14 protein-coding genes and 1 CRISPR repeat array are annotated in these 20,855 nt (G+C 68.2%); of the genes, 11 read left to right on the top strand and 3 right to left on the bottom strand.

What is annotated here, in order from left to right; genetic code table 11:
• The first annotated feature begins 114 nt into the window (after positions 1-114).
• From LXT21_RS43360 to LXT21_RS43345, 4 genes are all read left to right on the top strand, one after another.
• Entirely contained in the window at positions 115-1,944 is a 1,830-nt protein-coding gene (locus LXT21_RS43360; protein ID WP_254044138.1) for an Hsp70 family protein, read from the top strand.
• Positions 1,944-3,113, top strand: a complete 1,170-nt coding sequence (locus tag LXT21_RS43355; protein WP_254044137.1) for a TIGR02266 family protein — start codon at positions 1,944-1,946, stop codon at positions 3,111-3,113. The genes LXT21_RS43360 and LXT21_RS43355 overlap by 1 nt, the downstream gene beginning before the upstream one ends.
• A 172-nt stretch (positions 3,114-3,285) precedes the next feature.
• On the top strand, positions 3,286-5,412 hold the full coding sequence (locus LXT21_RS43350) for a beta-propeller domain-containing protein (protein ID WP_254044136.1): 2,127 nt from the start codon (positions 3,286-3,288) through the stop codon (positions 5,410-5,412).
• 164 nt (positions 5,413-5,576) lie between these two features.
• The gene (locus tag LXT21_RS43345; RefSeq protein ID WP_254044135.1) at positions 5,577-6,995 is read left to right on the top strand and encodes an MATE family efflux transporter; all 1,419 of its coding nucleotides are present in this window, start codon (positions 5,577-5,579) and stop codon (positions 6,993-6,995) included.
• Positions 6,996-7,016: 21 nt separating this feature from the next.
• On the opposite strand, the gene LXT21_RS43340 is transcribed toward LXT21_RS43345, so the two are convergent.
• The 3 genes from LXT21_RS43340 to LXT21_RS43330 all read right to left on the bottom strand — a co-directional run bounded on the left by LXT21_RS43340 (position 7,017) and on the right by LXT21_RS43330 (position 11,021).
• Positions 7,017-7,730 (bottom strand): esterase family protein, encoded by a 714-nt coding sequence (locus tag LXT21_RS43340; protein ID WP_254044134.1) that lies wholly within the window; start codon positions 7,728-7,730, stop codon positions 7,017-7,019.
• Between the two features lie 118 nt (positions 7,731-7,848).
• Positions 7,849-9,357 carry an aldehyde dehydrogenase family protein gene (locus LXT21_RS43335; RefSeq protein ID WP_254044133.1) on the bottom strand — a complete coding sequence of 503 codons (1,509 nt, stop codon included), beginning with the start codon at positions 9,355-9,357 and terminating at the stop codon, positions 7,849-7,851.
• A gap of 167 nt (positions 9,358-9,524) precedes the next feature.
• Positions 9,525-11,021 (bottom strand): ArnT family glycosyltransferase, encoded by a 1,497-nt coding sequence (locus LXT21_RS43330; protein ID WP_254044132.1) that lies wholly within the window; start codon positions 11,019-11,021, stop codon positions 9,525-9,527.
• A gap of 285 nt (positions 11,022-11,306) precedes the next feature.
• On the opposite strand from LXT21_RS43330, the gene LXT21_RS43325 reads away from it, so the two are divergent.
• Genes LXT21_RS43325 through cas2 form a run of 7 tightly spaced genes read left to right on the top strand, consistent with a single transcriptional unit; the run spans position 11,307 to position 18,882 of the window.
• Entirely contained in the window at positions 11,307-13,514 is a 2,208-nt protein-coding gene (locus tag LXT21_RS43325) for a CRISPR-associated endonuclease Cas3'' (RefSeq protein WP_254044131.1), read from the top strand.
• Positions 13,515-13,535: 21 nt separating this feature from the next.
• Positions 13,536-14,186 (top strand): type I-C CRISPR-associated protein Cas5c, encoded by a 651-nt coding sequence (gene cas5c, locus LXT21_RS43320; RefSeq protein ID WP_254044130.1) that lies wholly within the window; start codon positions 13,536-13,538, stop codon positions 14,184-14,186.
• A complete protein-coding gene (gene cas8c, locus LXT21_RS43315) occupies positions 14,183-15,946 on the top strand; it encodes a type I-C CRISPR-associated protein Cas8c/Csd1 (RefSeq protein ID WP_254044129.1) in 1,764 nt (587 codons plus the stop codon). Before cas5c ends, cas8c begins: the two co-directional genes overlap by 4 nt.
• A gap of 41 nt (positions 15,947-15,987) precedes the next feature.
• Entirely contained in the window at positions 15,988-16,902 is a 915-nt protein-coding gene (gene cas7c / locus LXT21_RS43310; protein WP_254044128.1) for a type I-C CRISPR-associated protein Cas7/Csd2, read from the top strand.
• Positions 16,899-17,558 carry a CRISPR-associated protein Cas4 gene (cas4, locus tag LXT21_RS43305; RefSeq protein WP_254044127.1) on the top strand — a complete coding sequence of 220 codons (660 nt, stop codon included), beginning with the start codon at positions 16,899-16,901 and terminating at the stop codon, positions 17,556-17,558. The genes cas7c and cas4 overlap by 4 nt, the downstream gene beginning before the upstream one ends.
• Entirely contained in the window at positions 17,555-18,583 is a 1,029-nt protein-coding gene (cas1c, locus tag LXT21_RS43300) for a type I-C CRISPR-associated endonuclease Cas1c (protein ID WP_254044126.1), read from the top strand. The genes cas4 and cas1c overlap by 4 nt, the downstream gene beginning before the upstream one ends.
• On the top strand, positions 18,583-18,882 hold the full coding sequence (gene cas2, locus LXT21_RS43295) for a CRISPR-associated endonuclease Cas2 (RefSeq protein ID WP_046716802.1): 300 nt from the start codon (positions 18,583-18,585) through the stop codon (positions 18,880-18,882). The genes cas1c and cas2 overlap by 1 nt, the downstream gene beginning before the upstream one ends.
• A gap of 203 nt (positions 18,883-19,085) precedes the next feature.
• A CRISPR array of direct repeats spans positions 19,086-20,811; the repeat unit is 37 nt; unit sequence GTCGCTCCTCGTGACCGCGAGGAGCGTGGGTTGAAAC.
• Positions 20,812-20,855 lie beyond the last annotated feature (44 nt).

The following is a 20,855-nucleotide window of genomic DNA, read 5'->3' as shown; positions in this document are numbered from 1 at the left end:
CGTGGCCGTCGTGCCCGGGCGGACAGGGAAGCGACAGGCGGAGGGCAGGTCCGACGCGAGGGGGCTTGGCGAGGAGGCGGGAAGACCCGTACCGTGGGGTCCCGACCGCCCCCCATGCACGACCCCGTCATCGGCATCGACCTGGGTACCACCAATAGCGCCGTGGCCACCGTGGAAGATGGCCGGCCGCGCCTCATCCCCTCGCGCGCGGGGGGCCGCCTGACGCCCTCCGTGCTCGGCGTCACCAAGGGCGGCGAGCGCGTCGTGGGCCAGGCGGCCCAGGTGCTGGCGGAGGAGCATCCGGACGCGGTGGTCTGGGCCACCAAGCGCTTCCTCGGGCGACGCTACACGCCGGAGCTGGTGCAGCAGGCGAAGGCGCTGGTGCCCTATCCGCTCGTCGCGGGCCCCGCGGGTGACGTGCGCGTGAAGCTGGCCGGGCGGGTGCTGCCCTGCACGCAGGTCTCCGCGATGATTCTGGGCGAGCTGGCGCTGGATGCGCAGGCGCACTTCGGCCGCCCCGTCAGCAAGTGTGTCATCACCGTCCCCGCCAACTTCGACGACAACCAGCGACAGGCCACGCGCGAGGCGGCCTCCATCGCGGGCCTGGAGGTCGTGCGGTTGGTGAACGAGCCCACCGCGGCGGCGCTCGCGTACGGGCTGTCGCGCGGCTTCGAGGGCAACGCGCTGGTGTTCGACCTGGGCGGTGGCACCTTCGATGTGTCCATCCTCGACGTGAAGTCCGGCGTCTTCGAGGTGCGCGCCACCGGCGGAGATCCAAGGCTGGGCGGCGAGGACTTCGACCAGCGAATCGTCCAGTGGCTGCTGGCCCAGGTGGACGATGAGCTGCGCCACGTGGTGTCGCAGGACGCGCAGAGCCTCCGGCGCCTGAAGGTCGCCGCCGAGGCCGCCAAGCGCGAGCTCACCGAGCACGAGGAGTCCACCATCTCCGTCACGGGGCTGGGCGACCACTCGGGCAAGGGCGGGCGCACGACGGAGCTGGAGACGGTGCTCACGCGCTCGTTCTTCGAGACGCTGTCGGAGCCCTTGTCGCGCCGCTGCCTGGAGGTGTGCGAGGGCGTGATGCGCGAGGCGAAGATGGACCCGCGCTCGGTGGACGTGGTGCTGCTGGTGGGCGGCATGACGCGCGTGCCGCTGGTGCGCCGGCTCGTCGCCGACTTCTTCGGCCGTCAGCCGTCCACGGACGTGCACCCGGACGAGGCCGTGGCGCTGGGCGCCGCGGTGCAGGCGGACGAGCTCCTGCGGCAGTCGGGTCAGGCGCTGCTGCTCGACGTGGCCAGCCAGAGCCTGGGCGTGGGCGTGCTGGGCGGGCGCGTGAAGCGGCTCATCGCGAAGAACACGGGCGTGCCCGTCGTCGCGCGCGACATCTTCTTCCCCGGCACCTCCGGCCAGCACGAGGCGCGCATCCCCGTGTACCAGGGCGAGAGCGAGTTCCAGGACGAGAACCACAAGCTGGGCGAGGTGGTGCTCAAGAACCTGCACGTGGCCGCGCGCGGAGACGTGCCGCTGGAGGTCGTCTTCGAGCTGTCGGGTGAGGCGATTCTGTCCGTGAAGGCCACGGATTTGACGACCGGCAACATGGAGACGGTGCGCCTGGAGGCGCGCGCGGGCCTGCCGCACGGCGAGGCGGAGAAGCTGGGCGCGGAGCAGGCGAGCTACGCGAAGTCGCAGGGCGTGGTGGACGCGAAGCGCGCCGAGGAGCTGTTCCGCAAGCTGCTGGAGCGCGGCGAGAAGCTGGCGCGGATGCTCCAGAAGAGCGCGCAGGAGAACCCCAGCCCGGAGGCCGAGGCCGCGGTGGGCACGGTGCAGAAGCTGCTCGACGGCGGGCGCAGCGCGCTGGACAGCAAGGACGCGGCGAAGTGCGCCGCCATCGCCCGACAGCTCACGCAGCTGCTGTCCGGCGGCAAGCAGGAGCCGCGGGCCTGATGAACGCGCCCGGCGCCACCACGCGGGAAGCCGTGTTCGTGGTGGACGACTCGCGCACCGCGCGCGAGGTGGTGCGGCTGCACCTGGCCCGGCTGGGCTGCGAGCCGGTGACGCTGGAGGGCGGCGAGGCGTGTCTGGCGGAGCTGGCCCGCCGCGCGCCCATGCTCATCCTGATGGACCTGCGCATGGAGCGCATGCAGGGCGACGAGGTGTGCCGCGCGGTGAAGTCACACCCCGCGGGCCGCAACGTGCCCGTCATCATGTTCACCTCCGCCGGCGAGCCGCACGAGGTGATGCACTGCTGGCGCGCGGGCGCGGATGACTTCCTGCCCAAGCCCGTCGCGCTCGAGGCGCTGCAGGCCAAGCTGGTGGCGGTGCGCAACGCCCGCGAGCGCGCGAAGGAGGGGCCTCCCAAGGGGCGCCGCGTGCTGCTCGTCGAGGGCGGCCGCTTCCTGCACACGTTCCTGGGCGGCTCGCTGGAGCAGGAGGGGCTGCACGTCCTCTACGCTCGCGACGCGCAGGACGCGGAGGCGCTCGCGGCCGAGCACGGCGCGCAGCTCGACGGCTTCCTCGTCGATGTATCGCGCGCCCCGCGTGAGACCTTGGCCCTGGCCGCGCGGCTTCGCGACGCGAACCCGAGGAAGCCGCTGGTGCTCTTGTCGCGCGCGGAGGAGTCCGGCGAGGTGCTCGCGCGGGCGCAGGCCTTGTCGGGCGCGCCGCTGCTCGAGAAGCGTCACCTGGGCGCCGATGAGCTGCTGGGGCGCGTGCTGTCGCGGCTGACGCCCGACCGCGTCCCCCTGCGGGCCGCCGAGCGCGTGCCCTTCTTCACCGTGGTGGAGTTCTCCCCGCTGGCGGGCGGCGCCGCGCTGACGGGCTTCAGCCACGACGCCAGCCCCGAGGCCCTCTTCGTGCGCACGCTCACCCCGGCGCGCGAGGGCACCCGGTTGTCGTTGAAGGTGTCGCTGGCCGGACAGCGCGCGCCGTGCTCGGCCGAGGCCACCGTCATCTGGGCCAACCCGCCGCGCACCCCCGGCGCCTTCCGTGCACCGGCGGGCATGGGCCTGCGCCTGGAGCGCATGGACCCGGCGCTGACGCAGCAGTTCGTCCGCTTCGTGCCGCGGACTCACGGATTTCCCCCCACGGGGAATCCACGCGCCTCAGGTTTCTGAGAGGCCCTGGCGCCCGCAAGCCCCTGGAAATCCCGGTGTCCCGAGTCAGCGTGGTTGCTGGCATGGGGGTGGCAAGAGCGCGCCCGGGCCGTGCCGTCATCCGAGCATGGCGGGCTGGGATTCCAGCTCGCGCCGCGGATGGGGCCAACAGACACGAACCGGGAGGAATCTCATGCGGCGATGGAAGCGCTACGGGTGGGTGGGGCTGGTCGCGGTGGCTGCGGTGGGTTGTGACGACGAGAAGACGCATCCACCGGTGGAGAACGAGCCGGTGGCGCAGGAGGCGCGGCTGGATGCCTTCGAGGGCTGCGAGGCGCTCGAGCAGCACATCGAGGACACGGCGACGAAGCGGATGCGCGCGTCGGTGGAGTCGATGCGGCCCCGCGGCCTGCAGTGGTGGTTCGGCGACGGCGCGGCGCCTCCCACGGGCATGCCCTCTCCGTCCGAGGGCGATGGCAGCGGTGGCGCGCCGCGCGGCCCCGACGACTACACGGGCACCAACAACCAGGTGGCCGGCGTGCACGAGGCGGACTTCGTGCAGAACGACGGCAACCACATCTTCGTGCTGTCCGGACCCAAGCTGTATGTGAATCGCTCCTGGCCCGCGGACCAGCTCACGCGCGTGGCGTCGCTGGAGATTCAGGGCCAGCCCCGCGAGATGCTCTACGACAAGGACCGCAAGCGGCTGGTCATCGCGTCGCAGGTCTACGAGGAGCGTCCCGGCCGTCCCACGGTGTGGGGGGATTCTCCGATGATGGGCGCGCCCATGCCCGACTGCGCGGGCTTCCGCTGCGGCTACATGCAGGGCGGCACGCTGAAGGTGACGGTGGTGGACGTGTCGGACCTGGCGTCGCCCCAGGTGAAGCAGCAGGTGTACCTGCCGGGCGGCTACCTCACCGCGCGCCGCGTGGACAGCGCCGTGCGGCTGGTGATGACGGACGAGTTCCGCTGGCCCTCGGACGTGCGCTTCTACCCCGAGTACTCCCGCGAGCTGGAGAACCGCGACAAGATGAACGCGGCGCTCGACGCGCTCATCGTCAAGAACGAGAAGCTCATCCGCGACCAGACGCTGGCGGACTGGGTGGAGCCCGGTCGCCGGGTGGCGGCGGATGGCACCAGCACCGCGCTGCCGTTCTCCTGCTCGGACTTCTTCCACGCCAACGCGCCCACGGGCCTGGGCTTCGTGACGGTGCTGTCGTTGGACTTGGACACGGTGGAGGGCGCCGCGCCCCTGGGCCGCACCAGCGTGGTGTCCGCGCCGGGCGTGGTCTACGCGTCCCCGGAGTCGCTGTACCTGTCCGCCAGCCACTGGTGGTGGCAGCAGGTGGCGGAGCAGTCCGACCACTCGTACATCCACAAGTTCGACATCCGTGAGCCCTCGCGCGCCACGTACGTGGGCAGCGGCTCCGTCGCTGGCACCCTGGTCAACCAGTTCGCCATGGACGAGCACGAGGGCGTGCTGCGCGTGGCCACCACGGTGACGACCTGGCGCAGCACGTCGGGGAACGGCGATGAGCCGTCCACGCCCACCACCGGCGGCCCGAACACCGTCAGCCGGCTGGTGACGTTCGGCGCGAAGAACGGGCACCTGGAGGAGCTGGGGCGCAGCGAGGACCTGGCGCCGACCGAGCGCATCTTCAGCGCGCGCTTCGTGGGCAAGAAGGGCTACATCGTGACCTTCCGCCAGACGGACCCGCTCTTCACCTTCGACCTGAGCGACCCCGCCCATCCGCGCAAGGTGGGCGAGCTGAAGATTCCGGGCTTCTCCACGTACATCCACCCGCTGGGTGACACGCACCTGCTCACCTTCGGCGAGGACCGCGACGAGGACGGCGGCTGGCGCAACCGCGCGCTGAAGCTGTCGCTGTTCGACGTGAGTGACCTGGCCCACCCCCGCGAGGCCTTCACCCACCGGATGGGGACGAACGGCTCCAGCAGCGAGGCCCTGCACGACCACAAGGCGTTCAACTACTTCGCGGCCAAGGGCCTGGTGGCGGTGCCCTTCGTGGACTGGGACTACAGCCGCTCCGACTACTGGTCCGGCTTCACCAGCGAGCTGCGCGTGTTCCGCGTGGACACGGCCACGGGCTTCACGCCGGTGGGCGCGGTGTCGACGCGGGACATGTTCCAGCGCTTCGAGTACCCGCATTGGAGCTGGTACTGGGCGCCGGAGGTGCGCCGCAGTGTGATGGCGGATGACTTCGTGTACGCCGTCACCGACGCGGGCATCCGCGTGGCCAACGTGGGCGCGCTCCAGACGCCGCTGGCCACCACGTACTTCGACGCGCCGGTGCGCTGAGGCACGAAGGACACGTCGGTGTGACAGCACGGGGCCTCGGGACGATGTGGGTCCCGGGGCCCCTTCGTTTCATGGACACCCCCAGGGGTCAGGGAAGAGAGCGCGGGGGCGTCGCTCGCGGTTGGCGCATTCCGCGACGGAAGGCGTTATAGGCCGAGGTCGCCATGTCCACCGCTGTCGCACCCCCTTCGTCGTCGCCTCGGCCCGACTCCCGCCGTGCCGCCATCCTCGCGGAGCTCCGCTCGCTCTCGCGCCTGGCCATCCCCATCGCGATTGCCCAGGGCGGCCAGTCGCTCATGGGGTTGGTGGACACGCTGGTGGTGGGGCGCGCGGGCACGTCGGCGCTGGCCTCGGTGGGGCTGGGCAACGGCCTGTTCTTCGCCGTCAGCGGCTTCGGCATGGGGCTGATGATGGGGTTCGACCCGCTCCTGTCCCAGGCGGTGGGCGGGCGCGCCATGGCGAGGGCGCGGGGCCTGCTGTGGCAAGGCGGCTGGATGTCGCTGTTCGCCGGGCTCCTGCTGTTCGGCCTGCTGATGTTGTCGCCCCTGCTCCTGCCGCTCGCGGGCATCGGCGAGGCGGAAATCGCGGGGGCCTGGGACTACCTGCTGTGGCGCGGGCCGAGCATGCCGTTGATGCTGGCCTTCCTGACGATGCGCTCCTACCTCCAGTCCACCGCGTACACGAGGCCGCTGGTGGTGGCGACGGTGCTGGCGAACGTGCTGAACCTGGGCGCGGACATCCTGCTGGTGTTCGGTGGCGCGAACCTGCCCGAGTACTTCGGGCCCCTGCGGGCCGTCCCCGCCATGGGCGTGGCCGGGTCGGCGCTGGCGACGTCGCTGTGCACGATGCTGCAGGTGGGCGTGGTGCTGATGGCCATCGCGAAGCTGCCCGCGCCGGAGGGCGAGCGGCCCGTGCGTCGACCGGTGTGGACCGACCTGGCCCAGGCGGCCCGGGTGGGCGTCCCCATCGGCCTGCACATCGCCGCGGAGATTGGCGTCTTCGCGCTGGCGGGCGTGCTGTCGGCGGGGCTGGGGCCCGCGAGCGTGGGGGCGCATCAAATCGCCATCGCCTACTCGAGCGTCACCTTCACGGTGGCCATGGGCATCGGCAACGCGGGCAGCGTGAGGGTGGGCTGGGCCGTGGGCGCTCACGACACGCCTCGGGCGCGGCTCAGCGGCTTCATCGCCTTCGCGGGCGGCGCGGGCTTCATGGCGTTGGGGGCGCTGGCGTTCGCGCTCTTCCCCACGGCCCTGGCCGAACTGGCCGGCGCTCCCGAGGATGTGCTCCCGTTGGTGGTGCCCCTGCTGATGGTGAGCGCCATCTTCCAGGTGTTCGACGGGGTGCAGGGCGTGGGCGCCGGCGTGCTGCGCGGCGCGGGGGACACGCGCTTCACCTTCCTGGCCAACATGGTGGGGCACTACGCCATCGGCCTGCCGCTGACGCTGCTCCTGGGCTTCAAGCTGGGGCTGGGCGTGGTGGGCATCTGGTGGGGCCTGTGCGCGGGGCTCATCGCGGTGGCGCTGTCGCTGCTCTGGCGCTTCAACCGCATCAGCGCCGGCACGCTGCGCCCCATCGAAGCGTAAGGGGCGCGGCTGTCGGGGCGGCTACCAGGGCAGGTACTGCTGAATCATCTGCCGCCAGACGGGCCAGTCGTGGTTGCCGCCCTGCCAGATGGCGAGCTGGTTGCCGATGTCCTTCTTCCACAACAGGCTGGAGAGGTGCTCGTTGGAGGGGCGGCAGAAGTCGTGCTCGCCCACCGCCAGCACCATCTCCACGCGCTGGAGCGCGGCGAGCTGGCTGTTGTCGTGGACGTTGGGCAGCCACTGCGTGGCGGAGTGGAAGTAGACGTCGTTGTCCTGGTGGCCGTCGAGGAACTCGTCCGTCTCGAACTTGCCGCCCATGGAGATGAGCCGGCGGAAGACGTGCGGGTGGCGCAGGCCCACGTTGTACGTGTGGAAGCCGCCGAAGCTGCACCCGGCCAGGGTGAGGCGCCCGCCGGTGCTGCGGCTCATGAGCAGCGGCACCACCTCGTTGAGCAGGTATTGCTCCCACTCCTGGTGCCGGGCGATGCGGTCGTGCGGGTGCACGGACTTGTTGAACCAGGACTCGTCGTCCACCGAGTCCGGGCACACGATGACGTAGCGGCCGGACTGGACGCGGTCGGCGATGGCGCCGATGAGGCCGAAGTCCTCGGCCTGGAAGAAGCGGCCGCGACTGGTGGGCAGCAGCAGCACGGGCTCTCCGGAGTGGCCGTAGAGCAAGAGCTCCATGTCCCGATGCAGGCGCGCGCTATGCCAGCGGTGGTATTCGCGGTTCATGGAGCGCGAGCTTAACCGCGCCGCGTCAAGGACGGGCAACGTCAGGTGCATGCGGTCCTGACGGACCTCGCTTTGCCGTCCGGTGATGTCGGGTGCTGGAAGGAAGCACCCGGGGATTTCAGTCCGGCCAGTTCCCCTCGAGGGCATGGGGGCCGTCGGTGAAGGCGCGCACCAGGTGGGTGCCTCCGACGAAGGCGCCGGCCCAGGAGCCGCCCTTGCCGCCGAAGGACTCCTCGCGGTCTCCGCGTGAGCGCAGCTTGTTGATGCCGACCTTGAAGGCCTGCAGCCGGGAGGCGAGGCGCTCGGCGAGCTGGGGGTCATCCGTGGCCACGGAGGCGACGAGCGCGCCGTGGGAGACATTGGCCTCCTGGATGAGCTCCTCCTCGGAGTCCACGGACATGAGGATGTCGACGGGGCCGAAGGGCTCGCGCAGGTAGAGCTCGCTGTCGCGAGGCACGCCGAAGAGCAGGGTGGGCGCGATGTAGCTCCCGCGCGACTGGCTCGCGGAGAAGGCGTCGTCGGCGAGCGTGCCCTCGTACAGCACCGCGGTGCCGCGCTCCCGGGCGTCGTCGATGAGCGCGCGCAGCTCCGTCACCTTGCTGGCGGAGATGAGCGGGCCGAAGTCCACGTGGCTGCTGAGCAGGGGGTGTCCCACGCGCAGCGAGGACGCCGCGTCCACGTAGGCGCGCACGAACCTGGGGACCAGGGACTTCTCCACGACCCAGCGGGTATAGGCGGTGCAGCGCTGCTTGCCGAAGTCGAAGCCCGCGCGAATCTGGCGGGTGAGGCCGTCCCAGTCGGTGAACTGGGTGATGGCGTAGGCGTTCACGCCTTCCATCTCCAGGGCGTAGCGCTTGTTCGTGTCGCGCAGGCGGCGGTGGACCTCGGCGCCGTTGGCGCGGCCGCCGATGAAGGCGACGCCGGCGATGCGCGGGTGGCCCACGAGGGCCTCGGAGAGGTCCTTGCCGCGTCCACCCGCGAGCGACACGGGCAGGCCCGCGCGGCGCAGCAGGGCGAAGGCGAGGGTGAGCGAGACGCCGCCCCCTTGCGTGGGAATCTTCGCGATGACCGAGTTGCCCGCGAGCGCCTGCACGAGCACGTTGAGCATCAGGACGGAGAAGGGATAGTTCCAGGAGGCGATGTTCGACACGAGGCCGAGCGGCGCGCGTGACTCGAGCATCGGGCCGATGTTCTCCAGGTACCACTCGATGCCCGCCAGGCAGCGGTCCACGTCGTTGTAGGCCGTGGGCAGCGTCTTGCCGATGTCCCAGGCGAGGACGCGGACGAGCAAATCCCTGTGTTCCTTGAGCAGGTCCACGGCCTCGAGGACGGCGCGGGAGCGTTTGTCGAGCGAGCGGGCGGACCAGGGGAGGAACTCGGCGGCGGCCTTCTCCACGGCCTGGAGGGCCTGGGCTTCGGTGAGGAGTGGCAGTGACGCGAGCACCTTACCGTCGATGGGTGAGCGTGCGTCGAGCCAGGCGGGTGGGTGGACCCAGGTGCCCGCGATGGGGGAGAGCAGGCGTCCCTGCGCGTCGAAGGCCTCGGGGACGACTCGCCGGGCTTCGGCCAACAGGCGGGAACTTTCGAGGTGCAGCAGGGGCTCACCAACGAGTTCGGTCTGCAGCATGGGTCCACCTCCTCGCGCGTCGGATTCGGTCCGAAGAATTGAGGCCGCGTTCATGACGAGCTGCGGCATGGGCCAATATCGTCACGCACGCGCAGGATGTCTGGGCAAGCGGGCGAGGGCCTGGGTGGACGGCTCCGCTCCTTGGGCAGGCAGGCGGCCGGGAGACGTCAGGGATTGCGACGCCAGAGCGGCTCGTCGCGGGTGAAGTGCTCGCGGACCCATTGCTCGCTGGCGTCGGAGAGCTGCCACTCGCCGCGGCCGAGCAGGAGCAGGACGTCGCAGCGTGGGAGCAATTGGAGCGCGGTCCGTTGCGAGTGTGTGTCCTGGAAGGCGGCCTCCGCGTTGGGGAAGCGCGTGGACGCGGAGAGCGCGTCGTTCAGCATGAGGCCGTACGGGTCGACGAACGCGGGGGTACCGCGGGGCAGGCCGGGGAGCCTGTCGGCCGCGATGGCCCACGCGGGCTCGAAGGCGCAGAGCGTGGAGGCCGTGGGGACGGAGGACCTGAGCGTGTCACCGAGCGGGAGGAGGAAGCGGTCCTTTTGTTTCGCGGCGTGGAGGACGCCGGGCAGGGCGGTGAGGACGAGGAGGGCGGTGACGGCGACGGTGATTCGTTGGGTGCGTGGGCTGTGGAACTTGCGCGCGAGGAAGTCCGCGCCGAGTCCTGTGAGCACGGCGGTGGTGGGGGCGAGGTGCGCGTTGTACTGGGACCAGTAGCTCTTGGAGGCGAGGAAGGTGGCGACGGTGAGGAGCCAGGCGGCGCAGAAGAGGCGCTCGGTGACGGCGTCCTGTTGACGCGTGCGTGCGAGGGCGACGGTGACGCCGATCGCGGTGAGGAGGGTGAGGCCCAGGCGTCCGTCGACGAGGAGAGAGAGGAGGCGACTGGTGAGGCTCGAGTCTCCATCGGGAGGGCGCAGGAGTTGGAAGCGCAGCAGGCCCTGGAGCATCGCGTCCGGGGCGAGCAGGAAGAAGGGGCCGAGCCACAACAGGCCCACGCCCGCGGCGACGAGGATGACTCGGGCGACGCGCGAGCCTTCGTGTGACATCCCGCGAGCCCAGGCGACGGCGAGGACCCAGGCGCCCGCGGTCAGCTTGATGGCGCAGGCGGTGCCGAGCAGGGCTCCGGCGAGGAGGTCTCGGCGGAGTGTCTGTCTTTGCGTGGTGGTGGGGCGGAGCCAGACCCACGCGAGGGTGAGACAGGTGAGGTTGAGCAGGGGTTCGAGGAACGGGCCACGTTCGGTGGTCACGGCCTCGGGATAGACGGCGTAGGCGAGCGCGGCGATGAGGCCCGCGCGAGTGCCCCAGCGCTCCTGGGCGATGCGGCCGCTCAGCAGTGTGCTCAGCGCGCCCGCGAGCGGCATGAGCCAGCGGACGACGCAGAAGGCGAGGGCGGGGCCGAGGCCGTGTGAGAGCGCGGCCACGGGGGAGAGCAGCACGGCGATGCCGGGCGGGTGGACGAAGAAGTAGTCGCGATAGGGCAGCAGGCCCTGGGAGAGGAGCGCGGCGGCGCTGAAGTAGACGCCCTCGTCGTAGTCCACGGGGTATCCGAGCGCGCCGCCCCGGTGGAAGAAGCCCGCGATGCGCAGGAGCCACGCGCCGGCCGCGATGAGCAGCAGGGGCCACCAGGGCTGACGATGCGCGGGCTCGCGGTGAGGACCGGGGTGCACTGGTGTGCGCGTACCAGATGCCCCTGGGTGTGTCGAGGTGAACCCTGGCTCCCGGGCGCCGTTGACTTGGGGGCGGGATGTCTGGGGATGGTGACTGCCTTTATCGGGGGACGGTCCATACCCCCAAGGGGGTAGGGACGATCCTTCATGAAGCTGTCATAGCTCCTGGCACGCGATGGAAGTGCGCACCGGATCGGGTCATGGCGATGGACTGCGACAAGGGATTGAAGCCACGTAGTGCCTGCGATGGCAGGTGGTGGGGGAATGATGTCTGGAAGTGAGCCCTTGTCCGGGTTGACCGAGGAGCCGCTCGCTCACGTCACACGCGACCGGCGTGTACATCTCCTTTACGACCACCTGACGGAAGTCGGGCGACTGGCGGCGCTGTTCGCGGCCCGCGAGGACATGCGCTTGTTCTGCGAGCTGGCGGGACGCTGGCATGACCTGGGCAAACTCCGTCGGATCTTCCAGCGCTTCATTCGGAAGGAGAATGGCTTCGAATTCCATCTGGAGGTCGAGGGCTGCTCTTCGGAGCGGGACCACTCGACGGCAGGTGCTCTGTGGGCGTTGCGCATGGACCCACGGCTGTGGCCGGTCGCCATGGCCATCGTCGGACATCATGGGGGGCTCCGTAACGCGGAGGATTTCAGCGACCGGGTCGAGCGGAAAGAGAAGCAGAAGCTCCTGGATGAGGCTCTCTCCGCAGGGGTTTTCGAAGACCTGCGCGAGTTGCCTCCATCCTTGGACCTCGGTGTTGCTGAAAAGCTCTCCCTGCACAGGCGCGAATTCTGGATCCGGATGCTCTTCTCCGCGCTGTGCGATGCGGACTTTCTGGACACCGAGCTCTTCTTCAATATCGCTCGTGCGGCGGATCGTCGCACCCGCGTGAATCTGGAGCAGCTCTCTGCCGCGTTGAGAGTTTTCTTGGACAGCAAGCAGCGCGGTGCGCCGGATACGGAGGTGAATCGTGTCCGGCGAGAAGTGCTCTCGGCGGTCCTGGCGGCTGCGCCAGGATCTCCGGGTGTCTTCAGCCTTACCGTCCCCACGGGAGGAGGAAAGACGCTCACCTCCATGGCGTTCGGGCTGGAGCACGCTCTTGCGCGCGGACTTCGACGGGTCATCGTCGCCATCCCGTATACGTCCATCATCGAGCAGAGCGCCGCCGTGTATCGACAAGCCTTCGGCGAGTCGGGAAGCGCGGTCATCGAGCACCACTCGTCCGTGGACCCTGAAAAGGAGACGGCGCTCAACCGCGTCGCCAGTGAGAACTGGGATGCACCGGTCATCGTCACCACCACGGTGCAGCTTCTGGAGAGCCTGTTCGCCTGTCGAACCTCGACCTGCCGCAAGCTGCACAACATCGCCGGGAGCGTCATCGTGCTGGATGAGGCGCAGACGCTGCCTCCCGCGCTGCTGACGACCATCCTGGATGGACTGAGGACGCTGGTGGAGGACTATGGCTGCTCGGTGGTCATCTGCACTGCGACTCAGCCCGCTTTGGGGCAGCGCGATGGATTCCCCGAGGGATTTCCCTCGATTCGGGAACTCGTCCCGACGGAGCTGTGTGCCTTCGAACGACTGCGCCGCGTGAGGGTGCGCTGGCCCAAGAGCCGGAAGCCCATGCCTTATGAAGAGCTCGCCGACGAGGTGGCGCGAGAGCGTGATGTGCTCGCGGTGGTCCACAGTCGGGATGACGCGCGCAAGCTGTGCGCGCTGGTGGACGCTCGCGTTGGTCGCGGAACGACGCTGCACCTGTCCGCGTTGATGTGCCCGGAACATCGCTCTCGCATCCTCGCGGAGATCCAGGCGCGGAAGCGACGCGGAGAGTCAGTGCGGCTGGTTGCCACCCAACTGGTCGAAGCCGGAGTGGACGTGGATTTCGCAGTCGTCTACCGGAGCATGGCGGGTCTGGACTCACTGGCACAGGCAGGGGGGCGCTGTAATCGAGAGGGGCTCTTGGAGGGGCTCGGAGAGCTCCGGGTGTACGAGGCTCCGACGCCGCCTCCACGCGGAGTGCCCCAGATGGCCTTGTCCGTGACTCGGACACTCCTTGCGCAGGACCCTGCCCTGGACCTGTCGCCCGATAACTTCCGCCGGTTCTTCGAGCGGCTCTACGCGAACGCGAGCCGGGACGGGAAAGGCATTCAGGACCTTCGTGCAGCGCTCAGGTTCAAGGAGGTCGCCAAGAAGTTCCAGCTCGTGGAGGACGAGTGGAGCGCGCCCGTGGTGGTGCCCTACGAGGGATGCGAGCCTTTGCTCGAGGAGCTGCGACGGCTGGGACCTACACGAGAGCGCCTGCGAGCCCTACAGCGGTTCACTGTGACCGTGCCTCGCAAGCTACGGGATGCCTGGGTGGCGCGAGAGATGGCGCTGCTCGCGGCTGACACTGTGGTGTACCTGCGGCCCGAGTGCGGGTCCGCTTACGACAAGACCTACGGTCTGGTGCCCGCTCAAGTGGGCATCGACGACCCGACTTTACTCATCCGCGGCTGAAGCACTTCCAAGGAGGTGTCGATGAAGACGAGCAAGCGGTTTCGCGTGCGGGCCGGAGGTCCCCTGGCCTGCTTCACACGTCCGGAGATGAAGGCCGAGCGGATGAGCTACGAAGTGATGACGCCTTCGGCGGCTCGAGGCGTGCTGGAGGCCATCTTGTGGAAGCCGGCCATCCGCTGGCAGGTCCACGAGATTGCTGTCCTTGCTCCCGTGCGGTGGACGAGCTTCCGTCGCAACGAGGTGAACAGTCGCGCGGTGGTGGGGAAACTCGACTATGTGGCGGATGAGGACCGCGCGCAGCGCAACACAGTGGCGCTGCGTGACGTGGACTATGCCATCACCGCGTCGTTCTCGCTCGTGCCGGGCAAGGCGGGCCCCGAGGACAACGTCCGCAAGTTCGAGGAGATGTTCGAGCGGCGACTGGAGAAGGGACAGTTCTTCCATGCGCCGTACCTTGGCTGCCGCGAGTTCGCCGCGCGTGTGGAGCCGATGGGGGAGGACATCCGGCCCGTGGACCTGGAGGTCGAGCGCAGACCGTTGGGGCTCGTGTTCTACGACTTCGAGTTCGGTGAATCGACGCGCCCGCTGTTCTTCGAGGCGTACCTGGACCGGGGCGTGCTCCACGTGCCGGGCTGGGACGAAGTGCTCAAGCAGAACGGAGGCCGGCCATGATGCTCACAGCACTCAACGATTTCGCGCGGGCGCGAGGATTGATTGACGATCCGCTCTACGAGTCGAAGCCCGTGGATTTCCTCATCCGCCTGGATGTGAAGGGGAAGTTCAAAGGGTTGGAGTACACGCAGGACGAGAATGGACGGGGCATCTCTCGACGAATTCCTAGGCTCCCCGCGCGCTCGGTGAATGTCTCCGCCGGGTTCCTGGCGGACAACACCAAGTACGTGCTGGGGCATGACCCGGAGGCTCGCGAGGGGAAGGCGAACAAGGGTGTCGCGCGACTCGCGGCGTTCGTGAAGTTGGTGAAAGAAGCGGTGGCGGAGACGGAGGTGCCTGAGCTTCGGGCCGTGGCGAAATTCCTCGACAGCGAAGCTGCGCGCGCAGAGGCGCTTGCGGATCGAAACCCGGGGGAGGATTGGACCGGCTCGGAGATGCTCGCATTCGTCGTGGGGGACTCAACGCGCCCTGTACATGAGTTGCCCGGAGTCGAGGCGTGGTGGGCACAGCGGAATGCGCAGGCTGTAGCGATTGGGCGAAGGGGGCTGTGCCTGGTGACCGGGAAGATTGGGGTGCTGGCAGAGACCCATCCCAAGCTGAAGAACGTCCCTGCCGCACAGAGCTCTGGAGCGGCGTTGGTGTCATTCAACGCGAAGGCCTTCGAGTCACATGGATTGGTGCAGGGCGACAATGCTCCCGTCTCGCAGCATGCCGCGCTCGGGTATGTGCTCGCGCTCAACGACCTGCTGCGCAGGTCGGACGAACGCCGCTTCCGGCAGGGGGTTGAGCTCGGAGAGGACTCGGTGATGCTGTTCTGGTCGAACAGCACGGCGGCGCAGGAGCGGGAGTTACAGGATGTGGTGGACCCGACCGAAGAGCGTTTGCGCAAGCTTGTTGAGTCTCCACTCAAAGGATTGGAGCGCGGGGAGTTCGACACGAAGCGCTTCTATGCCGTCACACTCGCCGGTAACGCGGGGCGTGTCGCCGTGCGTGATTGGTTCCAGGCGAGCATCGGCGACGTGAAGCAGAACCTTCGTCGCTACTTCGCGGACCTGAGTCTGGGCGAGGATACGGGGCTCAAGCCCACTCCCATCTGGCGGCTCCTCAAGTCCGTGGAGACGCCTTCTGGTCGGGGGCTGCCTTCGAACGTCGCGGCGCGGATGATGAGCGCCGCCATTCGAGGGCATGCATTCCCACGACTGCTCCTCTCTGCGGCGCTGGACCGGTTGAGGTTGCCGCCCGCAGACGACAAGTTCGAGCGCGAGCAGCTCCGCCTCCGTGTCGCGCTCATCAAGGCCACCCTCATCCGACATTCCCGCAGTGGACCTGCACCCCTGGAGGTCTCCGTGTCATTGGAACCCACCAATCGAGCTGTACCCTATGTCCTGGGCCGTCTCTTTGCCGTGCTGGAGCGTATGCAGAGTGTTGCGTTGAAAGACCTCAACGCCACCATTCGAGACCGCTACTTCGGTGCTGCTTCGCGAAACCCTGCCACCGTCTTCCCTCGGCTCATGCAGCTGTCGATGAACCACCTCCATAAGGCTGAGAGGGACAGGAGGGGCTCCGCCAACTGGCTGGAGAAGACGAAGACCGAGGTGATGGGACTGCTCGACGGGAAGCACTACCCCCGACTGCTTTCTCTCGAAGATCAGGGACTCTTCGCGGTGGGCTACTACCACCAGCGAGAAGCGCTCTTCGCGAAGCGCAAGGGCGACGGGGGCGGCACTCCGGATGCCGGCTCTGACGAGTCCGACGACTGACGCCACCATTCCCACGTTTTCCACACGAGAAAGAGAACGCCATGTCCGAGCTGAAGAATCGCCACGACTTCGTCTTGCTGTTCGACGTCCAGGATGGGAACCCCAATGGAGATCCCGATGCGGGCAACCTGCCGCGAATCGACCCGGAGACGGGCGAGGGTTTGGTCACTGACGTGAGTCTCAAGCGCAAGGTACGTAACTTCATCTTGTTTACCCAGGACAAGAAGCCCGGGTTCGACATCTTCGTGAAGGAGAAGGCCATCCTGAATGTGTCCATCGGCGATGCTTACAAGGGGCTGGGCATCGACCTGAACGAGAAGCCGAAGAGCGAGAAGGACGGTAAGAAGCGCAAGGAGCCAGGAGAGGCTCAGGGCTCGGAGGTCGAGGAGGGCCGCAAGTGGATGTGCAGTACGTTCTTCGATGTGCGCGCCTTTGGTGCCGTGATGTCCACAGGCGCGAACGCGGGGCAGGTGCGTGGACCCGTGCAGCTCACGTTCGCCCGTTCGGTGTCTCCCATCGTCTCACTGGAGCACTCGATCACCCGCATGGCTGTGACCAAGGAGTCCGATGCGGAGAAGCAGGGCGGTGACAACCGCACGATGGGGCGGAAGAACACGGTGCCGTATGGGCTCTACCGCGCGCATGGCTTCGTCTCGCCGTATCTGGCGAAGCAGACGGGCTTCAGCTCGGGTGACCTGGACCTGTTGTTCAAGGCCTTCATGAACATGTTCGAGCTGGACCGCAGTGCGGCGCGTGGATTGATGTCCATGCGCAAGGTGGTCGTCTTCAAGCACGGGTCCGAGCTGGGCAATGCGCCCGCGCACGTGCTGTTCGACCGGGTGCATGTGGACCGCGTACAGACGGAGAAACCGGTGCGCTCCTTCAAGGACTACACGGTGAAGGTGGACACGGTGGGGATGCCCAAGGGGGTCGAGGTGATGGAACTGGCGGGATGACCTCCGCTAGCGAGACGTGGGTGGCGCTGTCCGCCTTGCAGCACCTGTTGTTCTGCGAGCGGCAGGCGGCGCTCATCCACGTGGAGCAGCTCTGGCGGGAGGATGTCCGCACGGCCACGGGGCGGCTGCTCCATGAGCGGGTGGACCTCCCGGGGCATGATGCTCGGCCTGGGCGCCGTGTAGAGCGCGCGGTGCGGTTGGGTTGTGAGCGGCTGCGATTGGTGGGGCGCGCGGACCTGGTGGAGTACCACCCGGATGCCACGAGCCCCACCGGGTGGCGGCCGTATCCCGTGGAGGTGAAGCGGGCGAAGCGCAAGTCACTCGAGGCGGACTCCGTGCAGCTCTGTGCCCAGGCGCTGTGCCTGGAGGAGATGCACGGGGTCGCCGTTCCCGAGGGCGCGCTGTTCCATGTCGCGCAGCATCGGCGGCAGGTGGTGATGTTGGACGCGCGGCTGCGGGCCCGGACGGAAGAGGCGGTGGCTCGGATGCATGAGCTGCTGGCCCGGGGGCACGTGCCGGTGGTGGCGAGGGCTCCGAAGTGTGAGTCGTGTTCGCTGGAGCCGCTGTGCATGCCGCACGTCACGGCGGGACAGCGGCGTGCCTCCGACCATCTGCGGCGGATGGTGGAACTCGTGGACCCGGAGACCGTGTCGTGACCACCGCGCTCAATACGCTGTTCATCACCGTGGAGGGCACCCGCCTGAACAAGGAGGGGGAGCGGGTGGTGGTGACAGTCAAGGACGAGAAGAAGGCGGAGGTGCCGCTGCGGCATCTGCGCTCGGTGGTGTGTCTGACGCGGGCCTGGATGACACCGGAGCTCCTGGAGAGCTGTGTCGAGGCGGGCATCCACGTGTCCTTCTTCGGGGTGACGGGGCGATTCCTTGCGCGCGTCGAGGGGCTGCCCGGGGGCAATGTGCTGCTGCGCCGCGAGCAGTACCGCGCGGCGGATGATGGGGGGAGGACGCTGGCCATCGCTCGGGCGATGGTGGTGGGGAAGGTGAGCAACGCGCGGCAGTTCGTCCTGCATGCGAAGCGGGACGCGGCGGCGGAGCAGGTGCCGTCGTTGGAGGATGCGGCGAGGAGGCTCGCCGAGCACCTGCGCGCGGTGGGGCGGGCGGAGGAGCTGGAGCAGGTGCGTGGGCTGGAGGGCATCGCGGCCCGGGACTACTTCGAGGCGTTCCCGGGCTTGCTGAAGGGAGGGGCACGGCGGTTCGGGTTCGATGGGCGCAATCGCCGGCCTCCGAGGGACCCGCTGAACGCGCTGTTGTCGTTTGGTTATGCGTTGTTGGCGCAGGACTGCGCGGGGGCGTTGGCGGGAGTGGGGCTGGACCCTGCGGTGGGGTTCCTGCACGAGGACCGACCGGGGCGGCTGTCACTGGCGTTGGACTTGATGGAGGAACTCCGTGCGCCTGTGGTGGACCGGCTGGTGTTCTCGCTGGTGAATCGCGGGCAGCTCAAGCCAGAGGATTTCAAGGAGGAGGCCGCGGGAGCGGTCATGCTGCGGGATGAGGCGCGCAAGGCGTTCCTCGTGGCGTATCAGGCGGCGAAGCAGGTGGAGGTGCAGCACGTCTTCCTGGGGCAGCAGACGAGCTGGGGGCTGGTGCCGCACCTGCAGGCGTTGTTGCTGGCGAGGACCCTTCGAGGGGAACTGGACGGGTATCCTCCGTTCGCGGTGCGCTGATGCGGAAAGTCACCGTGCTCGTCTGCTACGACGTCCAGGTGAGTGACCCGACGGGACCCAAGCGGCTCCGACGGATTGCGCGGATGTGCAAGGACCATGGGGTCCGCGTCCAGTACTCGGTGTTCGAGTGTGTGCTGGAGCCGAAGGACTGGGTCGTGCTGCGTGCACGGTTGCTCTCGGAGCTGGATGCGGAGAGCGACAGTCTGCGGTTCTACTTCTTGAGCGAGGACGTCGCTCGGAAGACGGAGCACCATGGCACGCGGGTTCCATTGGATGTCGAGGGACCGCTCATCCTGTGAGCGGCTTGCCTGCTCTGACTGGGGCGCGCGAACCTGTCCCAGTGCGCGCGCCGTCGGAGGTTCGCGCTCTTTGAAATCTCCAATAGCCGTAGGGAGTTACGCGAGGGCGACCGGGGACCCGGACTGGATGGACAGGCCTGTGGACCCAGGTTCGCGCGAGCCGGCCGGATTCCCCAGCAATCATGGTAGCTTGGCAGGGCAGAGTCGCTCCTCGTGACCGCGAGGAGCGTGGGTTGAAACACGTCCTCATCATTGAAATCCAGATTCAATGTGGTCGCTCCTCGTGACCGCGAGGAGCGTGGGTTGAAACTTCATCAGCGGCTGTCTCCACCTTGGGGTGTGGTCGCTCCTCGTGACCGCGAGGAGCGTGGGTTGAAACACATACAACCTCGGCGCGCCCGTGCGCGAGGCGGTCGCTCCTCGTGACCGCGAGGAGCGTGGGTTGAAACACCAGTACGCCGACGAGGCGCTCGAGCAGGGGGGGCGCTCCTCGTGACCGCGAGGAGCGTGGGTTGAAACACGGGTGTGACGGCACGGGGTTGAACCTGTCGAGTCGCTCCTCGTGACCGCGAGGAGCGTGGGTTGAAACCGTGCCACTGCCAGGGGCCGTGTGTCGCCGCAGCGTCGCTCCTCGTGACCGCGAGGAACGTGGGTTGAAACAGGCCCGGTACATCATGGCGTTGCGGAACCCGCGTCGCTCCTCGTGACCGCGAGGAGCGTGGGTTGAAACTTTGCCTTGGCCCTTCGCTCTTTCTGCTCGCCCTCGTCGCTCCTCGTGACCGCGAGGAGCGTGGGTTGAAACAGGACAACACATGACCCCGCGCATCGGATTGGTCGCTCCTCGTGACCGCGAGGAGCGTGGGTTGAAACATGGTGAGGACTCCGGTAGCTACAAGGGAATTTCTGTCGCTCCTCGTGACCGCGAGGAGCGTGGGTTGAAACTTCGGGCCCGTGCGTGCGCAGCGCCTCGGCCAGTCGCTCCTCGTGACCGCGAGGAGCGTGGGTTGAAACACCTTCTTCGCCGGATCATGGCCAACCAGTCGAGGTCGCTCCTCGTGACCGCGAGGAGCGTGGGTTGAAACAAGGCGGGTGGCCCGCTCGTCGGCCTGTGGAGTGTCGCTCCTCGTGACCGCGAGGAGCGTGGGTTGAAACTGGGCCTGCCACGCACCGAGGGCATTCTGTCCCTGGTCGCTCCTCGTGACCGCGAGGAGCGTGGGTTGAAACCTCATATCCTGTCGCCTCCACCGCGAGAGGGCGTCGCTCCTCGTGACCGCGAGGAGCGTGGGTTGAAACCCGCCCAGCTCCACGGGATGGAGTGGGTGGTGGTCGCTCCTCGTGACCGCGAGGAGCGTGGGTTGAAACGCCACCTCGGCGCGAATCATCCGCGCCACCTGCTCGTCGCTCCTCGTGACCGCGAGGAGCGTGGGTTGAAACTCGTGCTCCAAGACGCTGCCAGCGAGGATGGCCTGTCGCTCCTCGTGACCGCGAGGAGCGTGGGTTGAAACTTCAACGCACAATCAAAACAAGCATATGAGCGTTGTCGCTCCTCGTGACTGCGAGGAGCGTGGGTTGAAACGTTTGAGCTGGCAGTCCTGGGAGCTTTCGTTTAGTCGCTCCTCGTGACCGCGAGGAGCGTGGGTTGAAACGAGACCACGTCGAACCCGGACGGGTCGGTGACCGGTCGCTCCTCGTGACCGCGAGGAGCGTGGGTTGAAACATGCGCGCCGACACCGCACCGGCGAAATGCCGCGGTCGCTCCTCGTGACCGCGAGGAGCGTGGGTTGAAACGCCGCGGCTCCCGCAGCTGGCGCCGCCAACCGTCGTCGCTCCTCGTGACCGCGAGGAGCGTGGGTTGAAACTTCGCCCAGGGCGCCTCCGCTCCAGGCGCCCCCGTCGCTCCTCGTGACCGCGAGGAGCGTGGGTTGAAACGCTTCGGAGAGTCGGACACCTGTCGCCTTCCCTGTCGCTCCTCG

Source organism: Myxococcus guangdongensis (assembly GCF_024198255.1).
GTDB lineage: Bacteria > Myxococcota > Myxococcia > Myxococcales > Myxococcaceae > Myxococcus > Myxococcus guangdongensis.
The sequence above is the reverse complement of the archived record's forward strand: the minus strand, read 5'-3'. Positions and strand labels throughout refer to the sequence as shown.